The following is a 21,381-nucleotide window of genomic DNA, read 5'->3' on the forward strand; positions in this document are numbered from 1 at the left end:
TACCCTCGGCGGGTGCGTCTCGTGATCGCTCGCTGCCAGGTCGACTACGCCGGCCGCCTCACCGCCCACCTGCCGATGGCCACGCGCCTGCTGCTCGTCAAGTCGGACGGTTCGGTGTCCGTGCACTCCGACGACCGCGCGTACAAGCCCCTGAACTGGATGAGCCCGCCCTGCTGGCTCATCGAGGACGGCAAGCTGTGGATCGTCGAGAACAAGCAGGGCGAGAAACTCGTGATCTCGATCGACGAGATCTACCACGACCACGAGCAGGAGCTGGGCGCCGAACCCGGCCTGCAGAAGGACGGCGTGGAAGCCCACCTGCAGGAGCTGCTCGCCGAGCACATCAAAACCCTCGGCGACGGCTACACCCTGGTGCGCCGTGAATTCCCCACCGCGATCGGCCCGGTCGACATCATGGCCCGCGACGCGGACGGCCAGTCGGTGGCCGTGGAGATCAAGCGCCGCGGCGAGATCGACGGCGTGGAACAGCTGACGCGCTACCTCGAACTCCTCAACCGCGACCCGCTGCTGGCCCCGGTGTCCGGCGTGTTCGCCGCGCAGATCATCAAGCCCCAGGCCCGCACCCTCGCGGAAGACCGCGGCATCCGCTGCCTGACCCTGGACTACGACGCCCTGCGCGGCATCGAATCCGACGAGTTCCGGTTGTTCTGAACCCGTCGCTGCGGCGAAGTCAAGGGTTCCCGCGGCTGCGCGTTCCGAACGGTCACCGCGGGCTTCCCGGGCATCCTCGCCGCAACTCGTTGTCCCGCTGGGCGAAGCGCGTTGATTGATCGTTCATCCACCACCTGGTAAACGAGAAGGTGATCTCCTCACCCCAGTGGAAGGTGGCTGAATACGATGAGAAAAGGTCTGTACCTGGCCGGTGCCGTCGCCGGGCTCGCGATGGTCGCGACCGCCGCGCCGGCGCTCGCGGACACGCAGAACGTGGCTTTCTACTCCGGCACGGGACTCAGCGGTGTGCGTGAGGTGCCCGCGACGGGCACCCACGACGTCTGCCTGTCGACCGTGCAGCGCAACACTTCCGCGGTCAACTACTCCGAATACAGCATTCTGCTCTACTCCGGCGCGAACTGCACCGGCAGCGAGTTCGCGCTCGGCTCGCTCCACCAGGCGAACTCGGTTTACGGCGGGTTCGTGAGCTATCAGGTCGTCCAGGCCTTCTGAGGCGGGCCGGTGCCGCGGCCGGAAGTGGTCCGGCCGCGGTGAACCGGAAACGAATCGCCGCACGAAAAGGCGACGAATCCATTTCGGACTGCGCCGTTCAGGTGAGCCGAAGAACTGTTGATGAGATCTGTGTCACACTCGTTCTGAGGGGTTTTCGCGCCGTTTGCCGAGGCGTCCTGGGGCGATGGATTCCAGTGTTCTCAACGGGTTCAGCGCTGCGTGGAAATCCCTCCGGTAATCACGACGAGGAGGGAACCATGCGTTATCGACCCATTGGCACCGATCCGGCCGACCCGCGACTCGGCCGGTTCGTCCCCGACGACTGGCAGCACCTCGAGCGGTATCCGCTCACCGCACTCGCCGCGAAGGAGAGACCCGTGCGGACCCCGGTCGTCATCGGCGTCAACTGGTACCGCGAGTTCGACGACCCCGAGCCCGACCGGAAGTCCGGCGAAATGTTCATCGCCAAGGGTGGTTCGGTCACGGCCGTCCGAGGTGGACACTGCGTGTGCCTCGAACCCGGTGGCACACCGGACACCGACGATTCCTACGGGTTCTACAACCAGGGCGCGGAAGGCGCGTGCGTCGGCTTCGGCTGGTCGCGCTGCATGACGCTGTTCAACGGTGCGGAGTACGCGGCCCGCTGGCTGTGGGACGCCGCGAAGAAGCGTGACGAATGGGCCGAGACCAATCCCGGTGACGAGAACGGCACGTCGGTCCGCGCCGCCGCGGAGGTGCTCAAGGAACTCGGCCACGTCGAGTGGCAGGACGAGTACGCCGACGATGACTGGCGCCGGCGCGAGTCCTACGTCCCCGAGGTGAAGCAGGGCATCCGCGCCTTCCGCTGGGCCCGCACGGTCGACGAGGTGCACGCCGCCCTCGGCAACCGGCGCGCGGACGAGCTCGGCGCCGTCCCGCTGCTGAACTCCTGGGGCGAGAAGTACCCGCACCGCGTGTGGCTTCCCGATGAGGTCCTCGACCGGCTCATCCGGGAGGAGGGCGAGATCGCCGTGCCCACCGACCGCTGAGCGGGTCATCGTCAGGGCTCCGTTTCCCCAGGTCAGCCCGGGGAGGCGGAGCCCTCTCGCGGGAAAGCTCGTGTCGGCGTGCCACCGCCAAATCGATGCAGTACTGTCCGGATCTAACAGGACGCTGGTGTTTCCTGTGGGAAATTGTTTGATTCGGAGGTGGCTCGGGTGCAGGTCCTTGCCGACGCGAACCTGCGGCTCGACGCGAGTCCTATCGACTACATCGAGCTGGCGTTCTACTTCGTGCTGGTGCTCGGCATCGGCTATCTGGCCCGCAGGCAGGTGTCGAGCAGTCTCGACTTCTTCCTCTCCGGGCGCTCGCTCCCGGCGTGGGTGACCGGGCTCGCGTTCATCTCGGCCAACCTCGGCGCCATCGAGGTCATGGGCATGTCGGCCAACGGCGCCGAGTACGGCCTGCCGACGGCCCACTACTTCTGGATCGGCGCGATCCCCGCGATGCTGTTCCTCGGCGTCGTGATGATGCCGTTCTACTACGGCTCCAAGGTCCGCAGCGTGCCGGAGTTCATGCTCCGCCGCTTCGGTCCCACCGCGCACTGGGTCAACGGCGCCAGCTTCGCGCTCGCGCAGATCCTCATCGCCGGCGCGAACCTGTACCTGCTGGCCAGCGTCGTGAACCTGCTGCTGGGCTGGCCGATCTGGGTCTCGATCATCGTCGCGGCCGTCATCGTCCTCACCTACACCGCGCTCGGCGGCCTGTCTGCGGCCATCTACAACGAGGTGCTGCAGTTCTTCGTCATCCTCGCCGCGCTGATCCCGCTCACGATCGTCGGCCTGTACAAGGTCGGTGGCTGGAACGGCCTGATCGAGAAGGTGACCAACAGCCCGGGCGGCGTCGCGCAGACCCACTCGTGGCCGGGCAACCAGCTGACCGGGTTCGGCAGCAACTTCCTGTCGGTCCTGGGCCTCGTCTTCGGCCTCGGGTTCGTGCTCTCCTTCGGTTACTGGACCACGAACTTCGTGGAGGTCCAGCGGGCGATGGCGTCGAAGAGCATGTCGGCCGCCCGCCGCACGCCGATCATCGGCTCGTTCCCGAAGATGTTCATCCCGTTCGTCGTGATCATCCCGGGCATGGTGGCCGCGGTGACCGTCACCGAACTCCAGGGCGCGAACAAGCAGGCGCTGCTGGACGGGCACGCCGCGCCGAGCGGGGCGACCTTCAACGACGCCTTGCTGCTGCTGATGCGCGACGTGCTGCCCAACGGCATCCTCGGCGTCGCCATCGCGGGGCTGCTCGCGTCGTTCATGGCCGGCATGGCCGCGAATCTGAGTTCCTTCAACACGGTGTTCACCTACGACATCTTCCAGACCTACCTGGTGAAGAACCGGCCCGACAAGTTCTACTTGAGCACGGGTCGCGTGGTGACCATGGTCGCGACCGTGCTGGCGGTCTTCACCGCGTTCATCGCTTCGACGTACTCGAACCTGATGGACTACCTGCAGACGCTGTTCTCCTTCTTCAACGCACCGCTGTTCGCCACGTTCATCCTCGGCATGTTCTGGAAGCGGATGACCAAGGCGGCGGGCTGGACGGGCCTGGTGTTCGGTACCGCGGCGGCCGTCGTGATCTTCGTGCTCAGCAAGGTCGGCACGTTCACCCTGCCGGGCCAGGGCGTCAGCTTCGTGGCCGCGATCGCGGCGTTCGTGGTCGACATCGTGGTGAGCGTGGGGGTCACCTACGTGACCAAGCCCAAGCCCGACTCGGAACTGGTCGGCCTCGTCTACTCGCTCACCCCGCGCGAGTCGCTCAAGCACGAGACCACCGGCGAGGACGCGGGCTGGTACCGCAAGCCCGTGCTGCTGGCCGGGATCGCCGCCGTCATCACCATCGTCCTGAACTTCGCCTTCTAGGAGGACGACTCTCATGGCAATCGAACCCACGCCGAAGCCGCGCAAGGGCGGCGCGTTCGACATCCGGCTGATCATCGCCCTGCTCACGGGTGTGTACGGCATCATCCTGACGGTCATGGGGATCGCGTTCTACACCGAAGCCGACATCCAGAAGGCGGCCGGCGTGAACATCAACCTGTGGGCGGGGATCGCTCTGCTGGTGTTCACCGCGCTGATGGTGCTGTGGGCGAGCCTGCGCCCGCTCATCGTCCCGCCGCGGCCGGACGAGACCGACGAGTCCGGCGAGTCCGCCACCGAAGAGCCACCGGTGGCCGGATAAGCGCGTTGTCCGGACAGCCGGGGCCGGCTGCCGCTACCGTGCTCCGCGTGCACGATCTGAAGCGCGGGCGGTCGCCCAGGCTGTTCGCCCTGGTGGTGGCCGGTGTGCTCGGCCTGACGGCCTGCGGCGGTCCGGACCTCGGCAAGCAGAACTTCCCCCGCACCACCGTCGCCGTGTCGGGTGGGGACACCGGTGACGGCCCCATCACCGACCCGGCGGTCACGGTGTCCGCGCTGCGCCCGCTGCTGCCGTGCCAGTTCCTGGACCAGGCTTCGCTCACGCCGCTCGGCGCGCCCGAGGGCGACCCCGAACCGGAGAGCGTGAGCTTCGACGAGTGCCGCGCCAAGGTGAAGGACGCGGGTGGCAAGGAGATCTCGGTGACCGCCGAGGTCGGGGCCATCGTGGTGTTCGCTTCGGACAAAACGACCGGCCAGGTCGGCGGGCTCCCGCAGGTCGAGGTGCCGGACCAGACCGGTGGTTCTTGCTCGGTCAGCGCGCTGACTTCGCGCCTGCCCACCCTCGGCCTCACGGTCGACATCGACTACGACGGCGGCGATCCGTGTGCGGCCGGACGCACACTGCTGCAGTCCGCCGTGCAGAAGCTGCACAATTCGCCCCAGAAGTACCCCGAGGTCAAGGGATCCGTCGTCACGGCCGACCCGTGCACCACGCTCGAGGGGTCTGCCGTGGACGCCGTGGTGAAAAACGCCGAGCCCGAGGCGACCGGGCTGCACAGCTGCCAGTGGGGGGACAGCGGGCAGATCGCGGTGCGGTTCAACCCCGGCGTCCCGCCGATCGAGGGCGGCGGCTGGGTCAAGACCGACGTGGGCACGGCGGCCCAGGCGTTTGCCAAGAAGGGCACGGGTCCGAGTTCGACCTGCGAGGTGCAGTGGCAGCACCGGCCGTGGCAGGGCGACCACGGCGAACTCGTCCAAGTGCAGTACACGAACTACAACGCCACGGCGGACCACGACGACCCGTGCGGCAAGGTGACGGGGCTGGCGAAGCAGGTGGCCACGAAACTGCCCCGGCCCTGAAGCTTGGCAGGGGGTGCCTCCGGGCGACTAGGTTGGGGGAACCACCACGCCGACGTGCCGGAGGTCCGCCATGAAGAAGATCATCAACGACCCGGCCACAGTGGTCGCGGACTCCTTGAGAGGACTCGCCGTCGCCCACTCCGACATCCTGCGAGTGCGGGACGACCCCGCCGTCGTCGTGCGGGCCGACGCGCCGGTGCCGCGCAAGGTCGCCGTGATCTCCGGCGGGGGATCGGGCCACGAACCGATGCACGGCGGGTTCGTCGGCCGCGGCATGCTCGACGCGGCGGTACCCGGGGCCGTGTTCACGTCGCCGACGCCGGACGCGGTCCAGGCCGCCGTCGCCGCGACGACCGGACCGTCGGGTGCGCTGCTGATCGTGAAGAACTACACCGGCGACGTGCTGAACTTCGAGACCGCCGCCGAGCTGGCCGCCGCCGAGGACCTCGACGTGCGCAGCGTGGTCATCGACGACGACGTCGCGGTGAAGGACTCCACCTTCACCGCCGGCCGCCGCGGGGTCGGCGGCACGGTGCTGCTGGAGAAGATCGTGGGCGCGGCCGCGGAGCGCGGCGACTCGCTCGACGCGGTGGAGGCGCTGGCGCGCAAGGTGGTCGGCCAGGTGCGCTCGATCGGGGTGGCGCTGACGGCGCCGACCGTGCCGCACGTCGGCGAGCCGAGCTTCGACCTCGGCCCGGACGAGATCGAGTTCGGCATCGGCATCCACGGCGAGCCGGGCCGCGAGCGCATCCCGGCCGAACCGGCCGACGCACTGGTGGCGCGGATGGTCGACGCGATCGTGCCGGACGTGCCGTACGAGGCGGGGGACAAAGTCCTGCTGTTCACCAACTCCATGGGCGCCACGCCGCTGCTGGAGCTCTACCTCGCGCACGGCATCGCCGAGCGGCTGCTCGCCGAGCGTGGGATCGTGGTCGAGCGCCGGCTCGTGGGCCCGTACATCACGAGTCTCGAGATGCAGGGCATCAGCCTGACGGTGCTGAAACTGGACGACGAGCTGACCGAGCTGTGGGACGCGCCCGTGTGGACGCCCGCGCTGCGGTGGGGGGTCTGATGGGCTGTTCTTCCGAAGGGCTGGCGGCGGCGCTGCGGGCCGGCGCCGAAGTCATGGCTGAGCACCGCACCGAGCTCATCGAGCTCGACCGCGCGATCGGCGACGGTGACCACGGTGAGAACATGAGCCGCGGGTTCACCGCGATCGTGTCCGCTTTGGAGACGGAGGTGCCGCCGACGCCGGCGGCCGTCGCGAAGCTGGCTGCCACCACGCTGATCTCGAAGGTCGGCGGCGCCGCGGGTCCCTTGTACGGCACGGCTTTCCTGCGCGCGGCGACGAAGATCGGCGACGCGAAGGAGATCGACGTGCCCCTGGCCGTGGCCGCGCTGGAGGCCGCGCTCGAAGGCGTGCAGGCCCGCGGCAAGGCGGTGGGCGGCGACGCGACGATGGTGGACGCGCTGATCCCGGCCGTGTCGGCGGCCGCCACGGCAGCCGCCGCTTCGGACGCGACGGTGGCGTCGGTGCTCGCCGCGGCCGCCGAGGCGGCCGACCGCGGCGCGGAGTCCACAGTGGAGCTGGTGCCGCGCAAGGGGCGGGCGTCCTACTTGGGCGAACGCGCCGTGGGGCACATGGATCCCGGGGCTCGCTCGTCGGCGCTGCTGCTGCACGCGTTCGCGGAGGCCGCACGGTGACCGTGGGGATCGTGCTCGTCTCGCACAGCGCCAAGCTCGCCGAGGGCCTGGCCGAGCTCACGGCCCAGATGGCGCCCGACGTCCGGATCATGGCCGCCGGCGGTCTGCCCGACGACGGCGGCCTCGGTACCGACTACGACGAGGTCGTGGCCGCCACCCAGCGCGCGGACTCCGGCGACGGCGTCGTGTTGCTCTACGACCTCGGCAGCGCGCAGATGACCGCGGAACTCGCCGTGGAGTCCCTGGCGGACCCGTCCGCCGCGGTGGTCGCCGACGGCCCGCTCGTGGAAGGCGCGGTGGCCGCCGCCGTCGCCGCCCAGGGCGGTGCTGACCGGAAGGCGGTCGCCGAGGCCGCCGCGAGCGCAGGGCTGGCTCCCGACTTGTCTCTTGTGGACGCTCCGCCGGACGCGGACGGCGCGCAGGAGAAGGAGTTCACCCTCACCAACGAGGTCGGGCTCCACGCCCGCCCCGCGGCCGTCCTCGCCCGCAGCCTGGCCTCGCTCGACGCCGAGGTCACCGTCCGGCTGGGCGAGCAGGAGGCCGACGCCCGCAGCGTGCTCGCCCTGATGTCGCTCGGCGCGCGGCAGGGCGACCGGATTGCCGTGCGCGCATACGGCTCGCAGGCGGCGGAAGCCCTGGCGAAGGTCACCGAACTCGTGGACTCGAACTTCGGCGAGTAGTCCACTTCGGACGGAGGGTCCGGCGGCGGAAACCGCGCGTTCGCGTGAGCGCAAGGCGTCGCCTCAGGATCGAGGAGGCGGCAGCAGCGGGCCGCCGCTCCAGTGCTGGAACACCAGGTTCGTGTGGACGCGCGCCACTTCGTCGCGAGCAGTGAGTTCGTCGAGGACCAGGCGCTGGAGTTCGGCGGCCGAGCTGGTGGCGACGTGGGCGAGGAAGTCGTCCGGGCCGGTGAGGTGGTAGACGGCGCGGACTTCGGGCAGGGCGAGCAGGTGCTGCACGAACGGGTCGACCAGCGGGCGCCGGTGGGGGCGGACCTGGACGAACAGGAACGCTTCCAGTGGGCGGCCCAGTTTGGCGGCGTCGACCTGTGCGTGCTGGCCCGTGATGACGCCCGTTTCGCGCAGGCGGGCCACGCGGTCCAGGCACGTGGACGGCGCGATGCCGACGGCGGCCGCGAGGTCCTTGTTCGACATCCGGGCATCGTTCTGCAGCAGGCGCAGGATCTCGAGGTCCACCGGACTCAGTTCGACGGATCCGGTCATGCGGCGAATGATATCCGAAACCGTTGCGGCAAAACCGCACGATGGCCGAGCCTTCGCAGTATGACGAACCTGCGCACCCGAGCCGTCCACGCCGGCCGCGACGACCTCACCGACCTGGGTCTGCACGCCGCGCCCCTCGATTTTTCGACGACGTACCCCTCGCGCGACAGCGCGGCCGAGGCGCGGCGCATCGACGAGTTCGCGGCGGGCGGCGACGTGAGCGGGATCTACGGCCGCATCGGCAACCCGACGGTCGAGCGGTTCGAGCGGGCGCTCGCCGAGCTGGAGGGGTTCGAGCACGCGGTGGCGTTCGCGAGCGGGATGGCCGCGGTGTCGGCGTGCCTGCTTTCGGCCGTGCAGCAGGGGAAGCGCCACGTCGTCGGCGTCCGGCCGCTGTACGGGTCGACCGACCACCTGCTCACGTCCGGTCTGCTCGGCACCGAGGTCACCTGGGCCGCGCCCGAAGACGCCGCGAGCGCCGTTCGCGAGGACACCGGGCTGGTGTTCGTCGAAACCCCCGCGAACCCCACGCTCACCGAACTCGACATCGCCGCGCTCGTCGAACGGTGCGGTGCCGTGCCCGTGCTCGTGGACAACACCTTCGCGACACCCGTGCTGCAGCGCCCCGGCCACCACGGAGCCCGGCTCGTGCTGCACTCCGCCACGAAGTTCCTCGGCGGCCACGGCGACGTGATGGGCGGCGTCGTCGCGTGCGACGCCGAAGAGGCCGCGCGCCTGCGGGGCATCCGGTTCGCGACGGGCGCGGTCCTGCACCCGTTGGCGGGTTACCTCTTGCTGCGCGGGCTTTCGACGCTCCCATTGCGCGTCACCGCCGCTTCGGCCACCGCCGCGATCCTCGCCGAGCGCCTCGCCCGGCACCCCGCGGTGACAGCCGTGCACCACCCGCGCATCGGCGGACCGCTCGTGGCGTTCGAGGTCGCGGGTGATCCACACGCGGTGATCGGCGCCGTCCGCCTGATCACCCCCGCGGTGAGCCTCGGCAGCGTCGACACGCTCATCCAGCACCCCGCTTCGCTGACGCACCGGGTCGTCGCGGAACACGACCGCGAGGAAGCCGGCATCACCGGCCGGTTGATCCGGCTCTCGGCCGGCCTCGAGGACGTCGAGGACCTGTGGCACGACCTCGACCAGGCGCTGAAAGCCTGCTGAGCGTCAGTTCGAGCAGCACCCGCCGCCGCAGCAACCGCCCGAGGGCGCGGGCGCCGCGGCGGAGCCGGTGAGCGCGACGGTGGTCAGCAGCTTCACGGTGTCCGAGTGCCCCTCGGGACACGGCGCCGGCGCACCGGACTCGCTCATCGGCCGCTGCAGCTCGAAGGTGTCGGTGCACTCGCGGCAGCGGTAGGCGTAGGTGGGCATGGCCCGATTATCGCTCGCGTGGTCACGAGGGGGAAGCTGTCGGGGTGGACGTTCCCGAGATCACGGACCTCCCGCACCTGGGCCAGGTCGTGCCGGCGGTACTCGGCGCGCTCGGTGTGCCGGGCGAGGACGGTGCCCTGGCCCTGCCGGAAGCCCGCAGCGCGTGCGTGCTGCTGATCGACGGTCTCGGCTGGCAGCTGCTGGCCGAACACGCCGCCGACGCACCCGTGCTGACGGAGCTGGCGAAGAGCCCGCTGCGCGTCGGCTTCCCGTCGACGACGGCGGCCGGCGTCGCGGCGATCGGCACCGGCCTGGCGTCGGGGGAGCACGGCATGGTCGGCTACACGTTCGAGGTGCCGGGCGCGGGTGTGCTCAACGCCCTGCGCTGGCGCTCGCACGTCGACGGCAGCGACCTGCGCGGCGCGCTGCCGCCGCGCGACGTGCAGCCCCTGCCGACGACCTTCGAACGCGCGGCGGCAGCGGGCATCGAGGCGGCCGTCGTGTCGTCCGCGCAGTTCGCCGACACGGCGCTGACGCGCGCCACGCAGAGCGGTGCGCGCTACGCCGGCGTCCACGCGCTGGGTGATCTCGCCGCGCGGACGCTGGACGTGCTGGCCTCGCGCGCGTTCTGCTACGCCTACCACAGCGAACTCGACCTGCTGGGCCACCTCTACGGCCCGGGTTCTCCCGCGTGGCGCATGCAGCTGCGCCACGTCGACCGGCTCGTGGAGTCCCTTGTGGACGGTCTGCCGGCGGGTGCGCTGCTGGCCGTCGTCGCGGACCACGGCATGGTCGCGGTCGACGACAAGCTCGACCTCGAGGACACCCCCGCGCTGCTCGCCGGAGTGCGCGCGTTCGGCGGCGAAGTGCGGGCGCGGCACGTGTACACCGAACCGGGCGCCGAAGCCGACGTGCTGGCCGCGTGGCAGGAGCTGCTGGGCTCCCGCGCGTGGGTCCTGCCCCGCGACGAGGCCATCGCGCGCGGCTGGTTCGGCGCGACGGTCAGCGACCGCGTGCGGCCGCGCATCGGTGACGTCGTCGCCGCGGCGCAGGGCACGTTCGGCATGGTGCGCGAGCTGTCCGAGGCCGTCGAGTCGTCGCTGATCGGGCAGCACGGTTCCCTGACGGAAGCCGAGCAGCTCGTGCCACTGGCCCTCGCCCACGGGTGACCCGACGTGCCCCGACGCAACCGCCCCGGCCGCGACCGGGCCGAGCGCCCCGACCTGGGCTCCGTCAGCGGCTGGGCCCACGCCGAAACCGGCCCCGACGGCGAATGGCTCGTCCGTACCGTCCCCGGCTCGCACGCCACCAAGACCTACCGCTGCCCCGGCTGTGACCACGAGATCCGGCCGGGCACGCCCCACGTCGTGGTGTGGCCGGCCGACGAGACCGGCTCGGTCGCCGACCGGCGGCACTGGCACCGGGCGTGCTGGGAGGCGCGGGCGCGCCGGCGGCCGAACCGCCGCCGGTGACCCAGTCCCGAAAGACCCAGTCGCCAAGGACCCGGCGCCGAAAGACCCAGTCGCCAAGGACCCGGCGCCGAAAGACCCAGTCGCCAAAGACCCGGCGCCGAAACGCCTAGCGCCGAAAGACCCAGCCGCGAAGGACCCAGCCGCGAAAGACCCAGTCCCGAAAGATCCAGCCGCGAAAGACCCAGCCGCGAAACACCCGGCGCCGAAACGCCTAGCGCCGGAAGTGCCGCGAAACCGCCCCCTCGTACTCTTCCTCCTCGTACCTTGTGAACCCCAGCCGTTCGACGACCCGCAGCGACGGCGCGTTCGCCACGTTCACCGAGATCAGCACCGGGAGCTCCGGCAGCTCCCGCTCGGCCCAGCCGACGGCTGCGCCCGCCGCCTCCACGGCGTAACCCTTGCCCCACGCGGCCGGCGCGAAGCGGTACGCCAGGTTGAGCACCCGTTCGTCCCGGAAGCGGCGCAAGCGGACACCCGCGAGGCCCAGCACCTCGGTGCCGCCGCGTTCCCGCACCGCGCAGTAGCCGTAGCCGTGCTCGGCCCAGTGGGCGAGCCACGAGTCGAACAGCAGCTCGCCGTCGGCCGGCGCGGGCGGGGCGGGGTTGAAGCGGTCCGTCGCCGGATCCGTCTGGATGGCGACGACGGCCGCGCGGTCGGCCTCGGTGAAGGGCCGCAGCACCAGCCGTTCGGTCTCGATCTCCTTCAGCACACCCCGACGGTAGCGGCGGGGTCCGACAGGATTTCCGCCACAATCAGCGCCATGACCGAACTGCCGCTCGTGCTGCTGCACGCCTTCCCCCTCGACGCCCGCATGTGGGACCCGGTCCGCGCGCCGCTGGCCGAGCGCCTGCGGGTCATCACCCCCGACCAGCGCGGTTTGGGCCGCAGCCCGCTGCCGGAGACGGACCGCGAGCCGAGCCTCGACGACGCGGCGCGGGACGTCATCGCGCTGCTCGACCGGCTGGAGCTGGACGAGGTGGTGCTCGGCGGCTGTTCGATGGGCGGGTACCTCGCGCTGGCCGTGCTGCGCCACGCTCCCGACCGCGTCGCGGGCCTGGTGCTCATCGACACCAAGGCCACCGCCGACACCCCCGAAGCCGCGGAGAACCGGCTCAAGGTCGCCGAACGCGCCGAAACCGAGGGCGTCAAGGGCTGGCTGGCCGACGCGAACCTGCCGAACCTCCTGGCGAAGGACGCGCCCGCCGAGGTCGCCGACCGCGTCCGCGGCCTCATCGACGAGCAGCCGCCCGCCGGTGTCGCGTGGGCGGCGCGCGCGATGCGCACCCGGCCCGACTCGCTCGACGTGCTGCGCCGTGCCGAAATCCCCGCGCTCGTGATCGTCGGCGAGGAAGACGCGATCACGCCGGTCGAGGCGGCGAACGCGATGGTCGACGCCGTCGACGACGCGACGCTCGTCGTCCTGCCCGGCGCCGGGCACCTGACGCCGCTGGAGGACCCCGCGGGTGTCGTCGAGGCGATCCTCGGCTGGTCCGCCTAGCCGGGGAAGTGCTCCGCCAGCGCGGCCTGCGCCTCGCCCAGCCGGTGCGGGAACCGCACGGCGATCAGGAACCGCCACACCACCACGAACAGCTCGCGCAACCGCGTGCACACGGCGAGCGCCGCGGGGTCCGCTTCGCCCGGGTAAGCCGCTAGGAACTCGGGCCCGCCCTGCTTCGCGAGGATCGCGAGGTCCCACGCGAGCGGGCCGCGCCAGGTGTCCTCGAAGTCGAGCCAGCACGGGCCCGCGGCGGTCGCGATGACGTTGCCGGGGTGCGCGTCGCCGTGCAGGGGCTGGACGTCGTCGGAGGGCAGTTCCTCCGCGAGCCGCAATGCTTCGTCGCGGATCCGCGGAGCCGCGCCGTCCATCGTGGCGCCGTGGCGCTCGAGCGCGTCCAGGATCTCGTCGACGGGCCCGCGCGCGGGAAGTTCACCCGGATAGGCACGCAGTGCGGCGTGGACTTCGGCGAGGGAAGCCGCGACCTCGCCCGGCGTGTGCCGATGGTCCGGATCGTGCGGCGTCCAGTGCCAGAGCGTGACCGGCAGGCCGTGCGCGAAATGCGGTCCGGCCGGGGGATCCGCGGTCGGTGAGACGACGCGCACACCACTCTCCGTGAGGTGGCGCGAGAGGGCGACGTCGCGCGCCAGCCAGGCCGTCGCGTCGGGGCGCAGCAGGAGCGTCGTGCCGGGCACCCGCGCGACGACGGAACCCAGCCTCACCAGCACGTTCGAGCGTTCGTGGAGCACCTCGGGCGCCCGGGTGCCGAGCCCGTGCCGCCGGGCGACGGCGAGTGCCGCTTCGAGCGCGGAAGCCGTGTACGGGTCGGCCATGCGCCGATCTAACCAGCCGGTGCGAGCGACGGTGGGTAGCGAGGGCTACGATCCCTTCTAGCCGCCGGATCAGGCCTCGTGCCGACTCCGGCGACTCGGACGATGACCACCACAAGGTTTGAGTGTTGGAGGCAGGAGTGACGGCCGTAGCCCCCAAGCCGATCGCAACGCGCCCGTATCCCGCGCGCGAGTCGGTAAAGGGTTCGTACCTGCTGCGGTTGTTCCGCACGACGGACCACAAGCAGATCGGCATCATGTACCTGGTCACGTCGTTCGCCTTCTTCATGGCGGGCGGCGCGATGGCGATGCTGATCCGCACGGAGCTGGCCCGGCCGGGCCAGCAATTCTTGTCGCAGGAGCAGTACAACCAGCTGTTCACGATGCACGGCACGATCATGCTGCTGCTGTACGCGACGCCGATCCTCTTCGGGTTCGCGAACTTCGTGCTGCCGCTGCAGATCGGTTCGCCCGACGTCGCGTTCCCGCGGCTGAACGCGTTCTCGTACTGGCTCTACCTCTTCGGTGGGCTGATCGTCCTCTCCGGATTCCTGACGCCGGGTGGCGCCGCCGACTTCGGCTGGTTCGCCTACACCCCGCTGTCGGACGCGATCCACTCGCCGGGCGTCGGCGCCGACCTCTGGATCTCCGGCCTGGTCGTCTCCGGTCTGGGCACGATCCTCGGTGCGGTCAACATGGTCACCACCGTGGTCTGCCTGCGCGCGCCGGGCATGACGATGTACCGGATGCCCATCTTCACCTGGAACATCCTGGTCACGAGCATCCTGATCCTGCTCGCGTTCCCGATCCTGACCGCGGCCCTGATGGGCCTGCTGGCCGACCGGCACCTCGGTGCGCACGTGTTCGACCCGGCCAACGGCGGGGTGATCCTGTGGCAGCACCTGTTCTGGTTCTTCGGGCACCCCGAGGTGTACATCGTCGCGCTACCGTTCTTCGGGATCGTGTCGGAGATCTTCCCGGTGTTCAGCCGCAAGCCGGTGTTCGGGTACAAGGGCCTGGTCTTCGCGACGCTGGCGATCGCGGCCCTGTCCGTGGCGGTGTGGGCGCACCACATGTACGCCACCGGTGCCGTGCTGCTGCCGTTCTTCTCCTTCATGACCTTCCTGATCGCGGTTCCGACCGGCGTGAAGTTCTTCAACTGGATCGGCACGATGTGGAAGGGCCAGTTGTCCTTCGAGACGCCGATGATCTTCTCGATGGGCTTCATCGTCACGTTCCTCTTCGGTGGCCTGACCGGCATTCTGCTGGCCGCCCCGGCGATCGACTTCCACGTGTCGGACAGCTACTTCGTGGTGGCGCACTTCCACTACGTGCTCTACGGCACGATCGTGTTCGCGACCTTCGCCGGCATCTACTTCTGGTTCCCGAAGATCACCGGCCGGATGATGGACGAGAAGCTCGGCAAGTGGCACTTCTGGACGACGTTCATCGGCTTCCACGGCACGTTCCTGGTGCAGCACTGGCTCGGCGCCGAGGGCATGCCGCGCCGCTACGCGGACTACCTGGCCTCCGACGGGTTCACCACGCTGAACACGATCTCCACGATCGGCGCCTACATCCTGGGCGCCTCCACGCTGCCGTTCATCTGGAACGTGTTCAAGAGCTACCGCTACGGCGAAATCGTCACCGTCGACGACCCCTGGGGCTACGGCAACTCCCTCGAGTGGGCCACCTCCTGCCCCCCGCCGCGACACAACTTCACCGAACTGCCCCGCATCCGCTCCGAACGCCCCGCGTTCGAGCTGCACTACCCGCACATGGTGGAACGCATGCACGCCGAAGGCGAGATCGGCTTCTTCGGCAAGCCGCGCCACGTCGCGGCGCCGTCGCAGAAACTCGTCGACGCCACCATGCCGGGCGATCACAGCAAGGACAACTCGGGCGAGCAGTAAGCCCGGCGTGAACCACCAGGGGCGCGTGCCCGGCTCGTCTGAAGCCGGGCACGCGCCTTTTTGGTACCCCGCGGTTAGCCGGACGGGGCGTCCCTCGTTCGGGCCCGGGTTGTGTGAAGCCGGGCACGCGCCCTTCTGGCGCTCGCCGCGGGAGGCCAGACTGGTCCTGCTCGCACAGCGTTGAACGAGGGATGGAGCCCAGTGACCCAGACGCCAGTCCTGATCACCACGACCGGTCCCGACAAGCCGGGCGTGTCGTCCGTGCTGTTCGCGGTGCTGACGCGCCACGACGTCGACGTGCTGGACGTCGAGCAGGTCGTGATCCGGGGACAGCTCGTGCTGGGCGTGCTCGCCGGCGTCTACCGCGACCCGGAAGGCCTGCAGGAGTACGTGGAGCAGGCGATGGCGACCGTCGGCATGCAGGTGGAGGTGAAGATCGGCGACGAGATCGGCGCCGATCCGTTCGCGCTCGGGCGGCGGGATTCGTCCCACGTGCTGGTGATGCTGGGGCGCCCGGTCACGGCGCGGGCGTTTTCCGAGGTCGCGACGCGGCTGGCGGGGCTCGGGGCGAACATCGACTCGATCCGCAGCGTCGCCGACTACCCGGTGACCGGGCTGGAGCTGTACGTCTCCGTCCGCGAGGACACCGAGGCCGCCGACGCGGAGCTGCGCTCGGTGCTGGCCGACGCGGCGTCGACCGCCGGGGTGGACGTCGCTGTGGAGCGCGCCGGCATCAGCCGGAAGGCGAAGCGGCTGGTGGTGTTCGACGTCGACTCCACGCTGGTGCAGGGCGAGGTCATCGAAATGCTCGGGGCCCACGCGGGCGTCGAACAGCAGGTCCGCGAGATCACCGAGGCCGCGATGCGCGGCGAGCTGAACTTCACCGAGTCGCTCGAACGGCGCGTCTCCCTGCTGGCCGGCCTGCCCGAGAGCGTGCTCGACGAGGTCGCGGCGACGCTGGAGCTCACGCCCGGCGCGCGCACGACCGTCCGCACGCTCAAGCGCCTCGGCTTCCGCTGCGGAGTGGTCTCGGGCGGGTTCACGCGGGTCATCCGGAGCCTCGTGGACGACCTCGGCCTCGACTTCGCGGCGGCCAACGAGCTGGAGGTCGTCGACGGCAAGCTGACCGGCCGCGTCGTCGGCGAGGTCGTCGACCGCGCGGGCAAGGCCAAGGCGCTGCGCCGGTTCGCCGACGACTACGGCATCCCGCTGGGGCAGTGCGTCGCCGTCGGCGACGGGGCCAACGACATCGACATGCTGTCGGCGGCCGGCATGGGCGTGGCGTTCAACGCGAAGCCGGCGCTGCGCGAGGTCGCGGACACCGCGCTGTCGCACCCGTACCTCGACGCGGTGCTGTTCGTCCTGGGCGTCACGCGCGCCGAGGTGGAGGCCGCCGACGCGGCCGACGGAATGGCACTGGTCCGGCCGTGAACCGCGTCCTGGAACCGCTGGGCAGCCGCTACGCGTATTGGCTGGGGTTGCCCGCCGCGGCGACGTCCGACACCTCGGACGAGGACCCCGAGCAGGTGCGCGCGATGCCGATCATCCTGCGCATCGAACGCGCCGAGCCGCCCGGCCGCACGCCCCTGCTCGAGGCGGCGGCCGCTGCGGCGCTGGCCGTGTGCCTCGACGAATGCTCCGAGCCCGGCGGCGAGTGGGCCGAGCCGATGCACGCGTGGCTGGACAACCGCATCCGCAAGGTCGCGCGCCGGGCTCGCGGCACGCACTGGCAGGCCGTGCAGGACCTGCCGGGCATCACCGTGTCCGTCGAGGGCGCCGAGGCGCGGGCGCTCGTGCCCGGGTTGGTCGGCGAGACGCCGAAGGAGGTGTCACGCCTGCAGATCTCCGGCAGCGAGCTGCCGCCCGACACTCCAGGCGCGGCGCCCGAAGGCGTGCCGTTGCTGCTGCTCAACCCCGAGGTGCCGATGACCGTCGGCAAGGCTTCCGCGCAGGTCGGGCACGCGACGATGATCCTGGCCTCGTTGCTGTCGGACGCCGAGCTGGCCGCGTGGGCCGCGCACGACTACCGCGTCGCGGTGCGCACGCCCTCACCCGCGCGCTGGAAGGAACTGTGCCCGGTGGACGACCCCGAGGCCGGCTGGCGCGAGGACCGCGTGATCGCCGTCCGCGACGCGGGCTTCACCGAGGTCGACCCGGGCACGATCACGGTGCTGGCGCAGTACCCGGCCTGATCGTTCCAGTGCCGTGCGTCGCTTCCCGGAACACCGGTGTGGCGCGGGTGGTTTTGATCGGTGACAACGTCGGGAGGAGCGGGCGATGACCCTGGAAGTGCAGCGCGAAGGCGAACACGATTTCGTCGGGCGCAACGAGCGCGGTGCCGAGGTGCGCATCGGCCGCAAGGGCGCCGAGGGAGCGTTCTCCCCGGCCGAACTGCTGCAGATCGCGGCCGCCGGGTGTTCCGCGGTCACCGCGGAACACCTGATCACCCGCCGCATCGGCGACGATGCGAAGTTCAGCGTCTCCGTGACCGCCGACCGCCGCGAGGGAGCGTCGGAGCTGGACGCCGTGCACGTCGCCTTCGACGTCGATGTGTCGACTCTGGACGCGGAGCAGCGGGAAGCCCTGGCGACGGCGGTGGATCGCGCGATCGACCGCTTGTGCACGGTCAGCCGGACGCTCAAGAAGGGCATCCCCGTGACGGAGACCTTCCCGACCGACTGATCGGCCGGCTCGAGGCACTGAGCCACCCGCGCGAACGCCCGGGTGGCTCAGCTCTGCCAGACGACGTACGCCTGGTCGGCGTCCGTCGTCATGGCTTCGATGAACTTGTCGTTGTCGAAGCCCGGCAAGGCCTGGAGACGCTCTATCAGGGCGTCGGCGGCGGGATCACCGCTGGGCACGGCCGTGCCGGTGCCGTCGGAACCGACGAGCATGAAGAAGACGTCCTCGTTCCAGGGCCCGTCGGGGATGACTCTGACCATCACGGACTGCAGCTCCGTCCACGTGACGGCTTCTTCGCTGCCGTCGGCGAGACGGCGCCGCACCCCGGTGTCGTCGACACTGACGGTCCGGGATCGTGCGCTGGACGGATCCTGGGTCAACCGGTGCTCCCTGTCGTGTTCGTTCACCCCACCGTACCTGCCCCCGTTGTGCCCGCCGTCACGCGGGCGCGGCCCGGCGAGTCGGTCACACCGGAGCAGCCGAGTCGAGGCGCTTCAGCGCATCGCGGGCGACCTGGGGATCCGTGGTGGGCCACAGCGGCGGCAGCGAAGCGCGCAGGAAACCGCCGTAGCGCGCGGTGGCGAGGCGCGAATCCAGTACCGCGACCACTCCGCGGTCGGTGATCGAGCGGTGCAGCCGGCCCGTGCCCTGGGCGAGCAGCAGTGCCGCGTGCGTTGCCGCGACAGTGAGGAACCCGTTGCCACCACGGGCTTCCACGGCGCGCTGCCGGGCGGACAGCACCGGATCGTCGGGGCGCGGGAACGGGATGCGGTCCACCACCACGAGCTGCAGCGAGGGCCCCGGCACGTCGACGCCCTGCCACAACGTGAGCGTGCCGAACAGGCACGTGCGCGGCTCGTCGCTGAACTGCCGCACCAGCGTGGGCATCGAGTCGTCGCCCTGGCACAGGATCGGGAAGTCGAGCCGCTCGCGCATCTCCTCCGCGGCCTGCTTCGCCGCGCGCATCGAGGAGAACAGCCCCAGCGTGCGCCCGCCCGCGGACTCGACCAGCTCGGCCAGCTCGTCCATTGTGGACGTCGCCGGCCCGTCGCGGCCCGGCGGCGGCAGGTGCTTGGCCACGTACAGGATGCCGTTGCGCGCGTGGTCGAACGGCGACCCGACGTCGAGCCCCGTCCACTTCGGTCCCTTGTCCTCGTCGGACGGGGCTTCCTTGTCCGTGGCCGTGCCGGGCGACTTCCGCACGCGCGCCTGGCCCGGCGGCAGGCCCCACTGCCGCGCCATCGTGTCGAACTCGCCGCCCAGCGTCAGCGTCGCCGACGTGAGCACGGTGGTGTGCAGGTTGAACACGCGCTCGCGCAGCAGGCCCGCGACACCCAGCGGGGCGACCTTCAGTGCGGGCGGCCGCGGGTTGGCCGAGTAGCGGTCGCCGGTCAGCCACACCACGTCGCGCTGGTGCGCCACGTCGTCGTCGTACGCGTCGAGCAGCCGCGCCGCGTTGTCGTGCACCTCTTCGAGCAGTGACCGCGCCAATTTGCGCGCGGTGGCCTCGTCGACGTCCTCCTTGCGGTCCGAACCCAGCGCCGTGAGGCAGGCCTTCGCGGCGTCGCGCACGGCCGGGACGGCGCCCTTGAGCGGCTGCGGCAGCTCGTCCAGGCGCCCGGCGGGCAGGTCGTCGAGGATCAGGGCCAGGCCGTCGCTCGCCTCCATCAGGCGGTCGGCCTGGTCGGCGTCGATCAGCCGGCCGCAACGGCGCGCGGCCGCCGACACCATCGCGCTGGTCAGCTCGCCCGTGGCGACGGACGTGACGCGGTCGACCAGGTCGTGGGCCTCGTCGATGATCACGAGGTCGTGGTCGGGCAGCACCTGGTAGCCCTGCAGCGCGTCGATGGCCAGCAGCGCGTGGTTGGTCACGACCACGTCGGCGCGCCCGGCCTCAGCCCGCGCGCGTTCGGCGAAGCAGTCGGTGCCGATCGGGCAGCGCGACGCGCCGAGGCATTCCCGGGCGGTGACGGAAACCTGCCGCCACGCCTGGTCGGACACGCCGGGCACGAGCTCGTCGCGGTCGCCGGTCTCGGTGTCCGACGACCACTCGCGCAGCCGCGTGACCTCCTTGCCCAGCCGGGAAACGGCGAACGGGTCGAACAGCTGCGCGTCTTCCGGCTCCTCGGGCGCGCCCGTGTCGAGCCGGTGCAGGCACAGGTAGTTGCGCCGGCCCTTGAGGATCGCGAAGGTCGGTTCACGCCCCAGCGGCTTCTTCAGCGCCTTCGCCAGGCGCGGCAGGTCGCGGTCGACCAATTGCCGCTGCAGCGCGATGGTGGCCGTGGAGACGACGACGGTGGCTTCCTTCTCCACCGCGTAGCGGATCGCCGGCACCAGGTACGCCAGCGACTTCCCGGTGCCCGTGCCCGCCTGGACGGCGAGGTGTTCACCGGTGCGGATCGCGTGGCCGACTGCGTCGGCCATCTTCACCTGTCCTGGCCGCTCGGCTCCGCCGACGGACTCCACTGCGTGGGTGAGGAGTTCGAGGACACCGGGGAAATCTGTTCGGGCGGGCACAGCGACACACGATAGCCCGCGGGACCGACAGGATCGGCGCTCCGGCGCGAACGGGCCGTTCGCGCCGGAGCGCCGCGGTTCCCGGAAGCGCTCAGTCCTCGTCGCGCACGCGGGCCACGGCGGCCCAGGCGAGCGGCAGGACACCCGCCGCGACAACGATCTTCAGCGCGTCACCGAGCAGGAACGGCACCACACCCTTGGCGAACGCGGTCGAGAAGTCGAACCCGGCGGCGGCCATCAGCCACGGCACGCCGAACGCGTAGATCACGACGTTGCCGAGCACCATGGTCCCCACCGTGCGCAGCGGCGTGCGGTCACCACCGCGGCGCGCGAGCGCACCGACGACGGCACCGGCGAACACGAACCCGACGATGTAGCCGGCGGACGCACCCGACAGGCCCGCCGTCGCGCCCTGGAACCACGGCACGCCGGCCGCGCCGACGAGCAGGTACAGCAGCATCGAAGCGGCACCGCGGCGCATGCCGAGCGAGGCGCCGACGAGCAGCGCGGCGAACGTCTGGCCGGTCATCGGCACCGGGCTGCCCGGGACCGGGATGACGAGCTGCGCGGCCGCGCCGGTGAGCACGGCGCCGCCGGCGACCAGCGCGAGGTCGCGGGCGAGGGCGCCGGGCACGAGGTCGGCCAGCACCTGACGGCGGCCGGTGAGGGACAGCGACGACACGGAGACCTCCTGCGAACGAAAACGGACGTCCCCGGAGGTTAACGCTCG

Annotated in this window: 24 protein-coding genes; 17 read left to right on the forward strand and 7 right to left on the reverse strand. The window is 70.9% G+C overall.

The window, feature by feature from the left end; genetic code table 11:
• Nucleotides 1-12: 12 nt before the first annotated feature.
• The 9 genes from nucS (at nt 13) to dhaM (ending at nt 7,822) form a co-directional block, all read left to right on the forward strand.
• Nucleotides 13-672 carry an endonuclease NucS gene (gene nucS, locus ACIA77_RS17425; RefSeq protein ID WP_395886890.1) on the forward strand — a complete coding sequence of 220 codons (660 nt, stop codon included), beginning with the start codon at nt 13-15 and terminating at the stop codon, nt 670-672.
• 186 nt (nt 673-858) lie between these two features.
• Nucleotides 859-1,185: a hypothetical protein gene (locus ACIA77_RS17430; RefSeq protein WP_395886891.1), complete on the forward strand. Its 327-nt coding sequence runs from the start codon at nt 859-861 to the stop codon at nt 1,183-1,185.
• 257 nt (nt 1,186-1,442) lie between these two features.
• Nucleotides 1,443-2,213, forward strand: a complete 771-nt coding sequence (locus tag ACIA77_RS17435; RefSeq protein WP_395886892.1) for a hypothetical protein — start codon at nt 1,443-1,445, stop codon at nt 2,211-2,213.
• Between the two features lie 168 nt (nt 2,214-2,381).
• On the forward strand, nt 2,382-4,082 hold the full coding sequence (locus tag ACIA77_RS17440) for a sodium:solute symporter family protein (RefSeq protein ID WP_395886893.1): 1,701 nt from the start codon (nt 2,382-2,384) through the stop codon (nt 4,080-4,082).
• Between the two features lie 13 nt (nt 4,083-4,095).
• Complete coding sequence (locus tag ACIA77_RS17445) at nt 4,096-4,401, forward strand: hypothetical protein (RefSeq protein WP_395886894.1); 306 nt, start codon at nt 4,096-4,098, stop codon at nt 4,399-4,401.
• A 47-nt stretch (nt 4,402-4,448) separates the two neighbouring features.
• A complete protein-coding gene (locus tag ACIA77_RS17450) occupies nt 4,449-5,438 on the forward strand; it encodes a hypothetical protein (RefSeq protein ID WP_395886895.1) in 990 nt (329 codons plus the stop codon).
• Between the two features lie 70 nt (nt 5,439-5,508).
• A complete protein-coding gene (gene dhaK, locus ACIA77_RS17455) occupies nt 5,509-6,510 on the forward strand; it encodes a dihydroxyacetone kinase subunit DhaK (RefSeq protein ID WP_395886896.1) in 1,002 nt (333 codons plus the stop codon).
• On the forward strand, nt 6,510-7,142 hold the full coding sequence (dhaL, locus tag ACIA77_RS17460; protein WP_395886897.1) for a dihydroxyacetone kinase subunit DhaL: 633 nt from the start codon (nt 6,510-6,512) through the stop codon (nt 7,140-7,142). The genes dhaK and dhaL overlap by 1 nt, the downstream gene beginning before the upstream one ends.
• Nucleotides 7,139-7,822, forward strand: a complete 684-nt coding sequence (dhaM, locus tag ACIA77_RS17465; RefSeq protein WP_395886898.1) for a dihydroxyacetone kinase phosphoryl donor subunit DhaM — start codon at nt 7,139-7,141, stop codon at nt 7,820-7,822. Before dhaL ends, dhaM begins: the two co-directional genes overlap by 4 nt.
• Before the next feature lie 63 nt (nt 7,823-7,885).
• On the opposite strand, the gene ACIA77_RS17470 is transcribed toward dhaM, so the two are convergent.
• Nucleotides 7,886-8,365, reverse strand: coding sequence for an Lrp/AsnC family transcriptional regulator (locus tag ACIA77_RS17470; RefSeq protein WP_395886899.1), 480 nt, complete (start codon nt 8,363-8,365; stop codon nt 7,886-7,888).
• Between the two features lie 60 nt (nt 8,366-8,425).
• Between ACIA77_RS17470 and ACIA77_RS17475 the strand changes: the two genes are divergently transcribed.
• The gene (locus ACIA77_RS17475; protein ID WP_395886900.1) at nt 8,426-9,535 is read left to right on the forward strand and encodes a trans-sulfuration enzyme family protein; all 1,110 of its coding nucleotides are present in this window, start codon (nt 8,426-8,428) and stop codon (nt 9,533-9,535) included.
• Between the two features lie 3 nt (nt 9,536-9,538).
• Here the strand turns inward: ACIA77_RS17475 and ACIA77_RS17480 are convergent, their stop codons facing one another.
• Nucleotides 9,539-9,742: a zinc ribbon domain-containing protein gene (locus ACIA77_RS17480; RefSeq protein WP_395886901.1), complete on the reverse strand. Its 204-nt coding sequence runs from the start codon at nt 9,740-9,742 to the stop codon at nt 9,539-9,541.
• 44 nt (nt 9,743-9,786) lie between these two features.
• Here ACIA77_RS17480 and ACIA77_RS17485 point away from each other — a divergent pair, with 44 nt between their 5' ends.
• Both ACIA77_RS17485 and ACIA77_RS17490 read left to right on the forward strand, forming a co-directional pair.
• The gene (locus ACIA77_RS17485; protein ID WP_395886902.1) at nt 9,787-10,911 is read left to right on the forward strand and encodes an alkaline phosphatase family protein; all 1,125 of its coding nucleotides are present in this window, start codon (nt 9,787-9,789) and stop codon (nt 10,909-10,911) included.
• Nucleotides 10,912-10,917: 6 nt separating this feature from the next.
• Nucleotides 10,918-11,214 carry a hypothetical protein gene (locus ACIA77_RS17490; RefSeq protein ID WP_395886903.1) on the forward strand — a complete coding sequence of 99 codons (297 nt, stop codon included), beginning with the start codon at nt 10,918-10,920 and terminating at the stop codon, nt 11,212-11,214.
• 211 nt (nt 11,215-11,425) lie between these two features.
• Here ACIA77_RS17490 and ACIA77_RS17495 read toward each other — a convergent pair whose 3' ends face one another.
• Complete coding sequence (locus ACIA77_RS17495) at nt 11,426-11,923, reverse strand: GNAT family N-acetyltransferase (protein ID WP_395886904.1); 498 nt, start codon at nt 11,921-11,923, stop codon at nt 11,426-11,428.
• A 51-nt stretch (nt 11,924-11,974) separates the two neighbouring features.
• Between ACIA77_RS17495 and ACIA77_RS17500 the strand changes: the two genes are divergently transcribed.
• Nucleotides 11,975-12,712: an alpha/beta fold hydrolase gene (locus tag ACIA77_RS17500; RefSeq protein WP_395886905.1), complete on the forward strand. Its 738-nt coding sequence runs from the start codon at nt 11,975-11,977 to the stop codon at nt 12,710-12,712.
• Here the strand turns inward: ACIA77_RS17500 and ACIA77_RS17505 are convergent.
• Nucleotides 12,709-13,542, reverse strand: a complete 834-nt coding sequence (locus tag ACIA77_RS17505) for a phosphotransferase (protein ID WP_395886906.1) — start codon at nt 13,540-13,542, stop codon at nt 12,709-12,711. The two genes, ACIA77_RS17500 and ACIA77_RS17505, sit on opposite strands and share 4 nt — an antisense overlap.
• A gap of 137 nt (nt 13,543-13,679) precedes the next feature.
• Between ACIA77_RS17505 and ctaD the strand changes: the two genes are divergently transcribed.
• The 4 genes from ctaD to ACIA77_RS17525 all read left to right on the forward strand — a co-directional run bounded on the left by ctaD (nt 13,680) and on the right by ACIA77_RS17525 (nt 18,134).
• Nucleotides 13,680-15,452: a cytochrome c oxidase subunit I gene (ctaD, locus tag ACIA77_RS17510; protein WP_395886907.1), complete on the forward strand. Its 1,773-nt coding sequence runs from the start codon at nt 13,680-13,682 to the stop codon at nt 15,450-15,452.
• Nucleotides 15,453-15,653: 201 nt separating this feature from the next.
• Nucleotides 15,654-16,883 carry a phosphoserine phosphatase SerB gene (gene serB, locus ACIA77_RS17515; protein ID WP_395886908.1) on the forward strand — a complete coding sequence of 410 codons (1,230 nt, stop codon included), beginning with the start codon at nt 15,654-15,656 and terminating at the stop codon, nt 16,881-16,883.
• On the forward strand, nt 16,880-17,644 hold the full coding sequence (locus ACIA77_RS17520) for a peptidyl-tRNA hydrolase (protein WP_395886909.1): 765 nt from the start codon (nt 16,880-16,882) through the stop codon (nt 17,642-17,644). The genes serB and ACIA77_RS17520 overlap by 4 nt, the downstream gene beginning before the upstream one ends.
• Nucleotides 17,645-17,729: 85 nt before the next feature.
• Entirely contained in the window at nt 17,730-18,134 is a 405-nt protein-coding gene (locus ACIA77_RS17525; RefSeq protein ID WP_395886910.1) for an OsmC family protein, read from the forward strand.
• A gap of 47 nt (nt 18,135-18,181) precedes the next feature.
• Here the strand turns inward: ACIA77_RS17525 and ACIA77_RS17530 are convergent, their stop codons facing one another.
• The 3 genes from ACIA77_RS17530 to ACIA77_RS17540 all read right to left on the reverse strand — a co-directional run bounded on the left by ACIA77_RS17530 (nt 18,182) and on the right by ACIA77_RS17540 (nt 21,333).
• Complete coding sequence (locus ACIA77_RS17530) at nt 18,182-18,514, reverse strand: hypothetical protein (protein WP_204093794.1); 333 nt, start codon at nt 18,512-18,514, stop codon at nt 18,182-18,184.
• An 85-nt stretch (nt 18,515-18,599) separates the two neighbouring features.
• Complete coding sequence (locus tag ACIA77_RS17535) at nt 18,600-20,651, reverse strand: ATP-dependent DNA helicase (protein ID WP_395886911.1); 2,052 nt, start codon at nt 20,649-20,651, stop codon at nt 18,600-18,602.
• Between the two features lie 91 nt (nt 20,652-20,742).
• On the reverse strand, nt 20,743-21,333 hold the full coding sequence (locus tag ACIA77_RS17540) for a biotin transporter BioY (protein WP_395886912.1): 591 nt from the start codon (nt 21,331-21,333) through the stop codon (nt 20,743-20,745).
• Between the last annotated feature and the right edge of the window lie 48 nt (nt 21,334-21,381).

The sequence above is a fragment of the Amycolatopsis sp. NPDC051903 genome (genome assembly GCF_044452505.1).
GTDB lineage: Bacteria > Actinomycetota > Actinomycetes > Mycobacteriales > Pseudonocardiaceae > Amycolatopsis.

Bases quoted from the DNA above. Each gene is read 5' to 3' on its own strand.
- ACIA77_RS17430 (WP_395886891.1), top strand. From the start codon at position 859: ATGAGAAAAGGTCTGTACCTGGCCGGTGCCGTCGCCGGGCTCGCGATG.
- ACIA77_RS17505 (WP_395886906.1), bottom strand. From the start codon at position 13,542: ATGGCCGACCCGTACACGGCTTCCGCGCTCGAAGCGGCACTCGCCGTC.
- ACIA77_RS17445 (WP_395886894.1), top strand. From the start codon at position 4,096: ATGGCAATCGAACCCACGCCGAAGCCGCGCAAGGGCGGCGCGTTCGAC.
- dhaK (WP_395886896.1), top strand. From the start codon at position 5,509: ATGAAGAAGATCATCAACGACCCGGCCACAGTGGTCGCGGACTCCTTG.
- ACIA77_RS17470 (WP_395886899.1), bottom strand. From the start codon at position 8,365: ATGACCGGATCCGTCGAACTGAGTCCGGTGGACCTCGAGATCCTGCGC.
- dhaL (WP_395886897.1), top strand. From the start codon at position 6,510: ATGGGCTGTTCTTCCGAAGGGCTGGCGGCGGCGCTGCGGGCCGGCGCC.
- ACIA77_RS17500 (WP_395886905.1), top strand. From the start codon at position 11,975: ATGACCGAACTGCCGCTCGTGCTGCTGCACGCCTTCCCCCTCGACGCC.
- ACIA77_RS17480 (WP_395886901.1), bottom strand. From the start codon at position 9,742: ATGCCCACCTACGCCTACCGCTGCCGCGAGTGCACCGACACCTTCGAG.
- ACIA77_RS17525 (WP_395886910.1), top strand. From the start codon at position 17,730: ATGACCCTGGAAGTGCAGCGCGAAGGCGAACACGATTTCGTCGGGCGC.
- ACIA77_RS17475 (WP_395886900.1), top strand. From the start codon at position 8,426: ATGACGAACCTGCGCACCCGAGCCGTCCACGCCGGCCGCGACGACCTC.
- ACIA77_RS17435 (WP_395886892.1), top strand. From the start codon at position 1,443: ATGCGTTATCGACCCATTGGCACCGATCCGGCCGACCCGCGACTCGGC.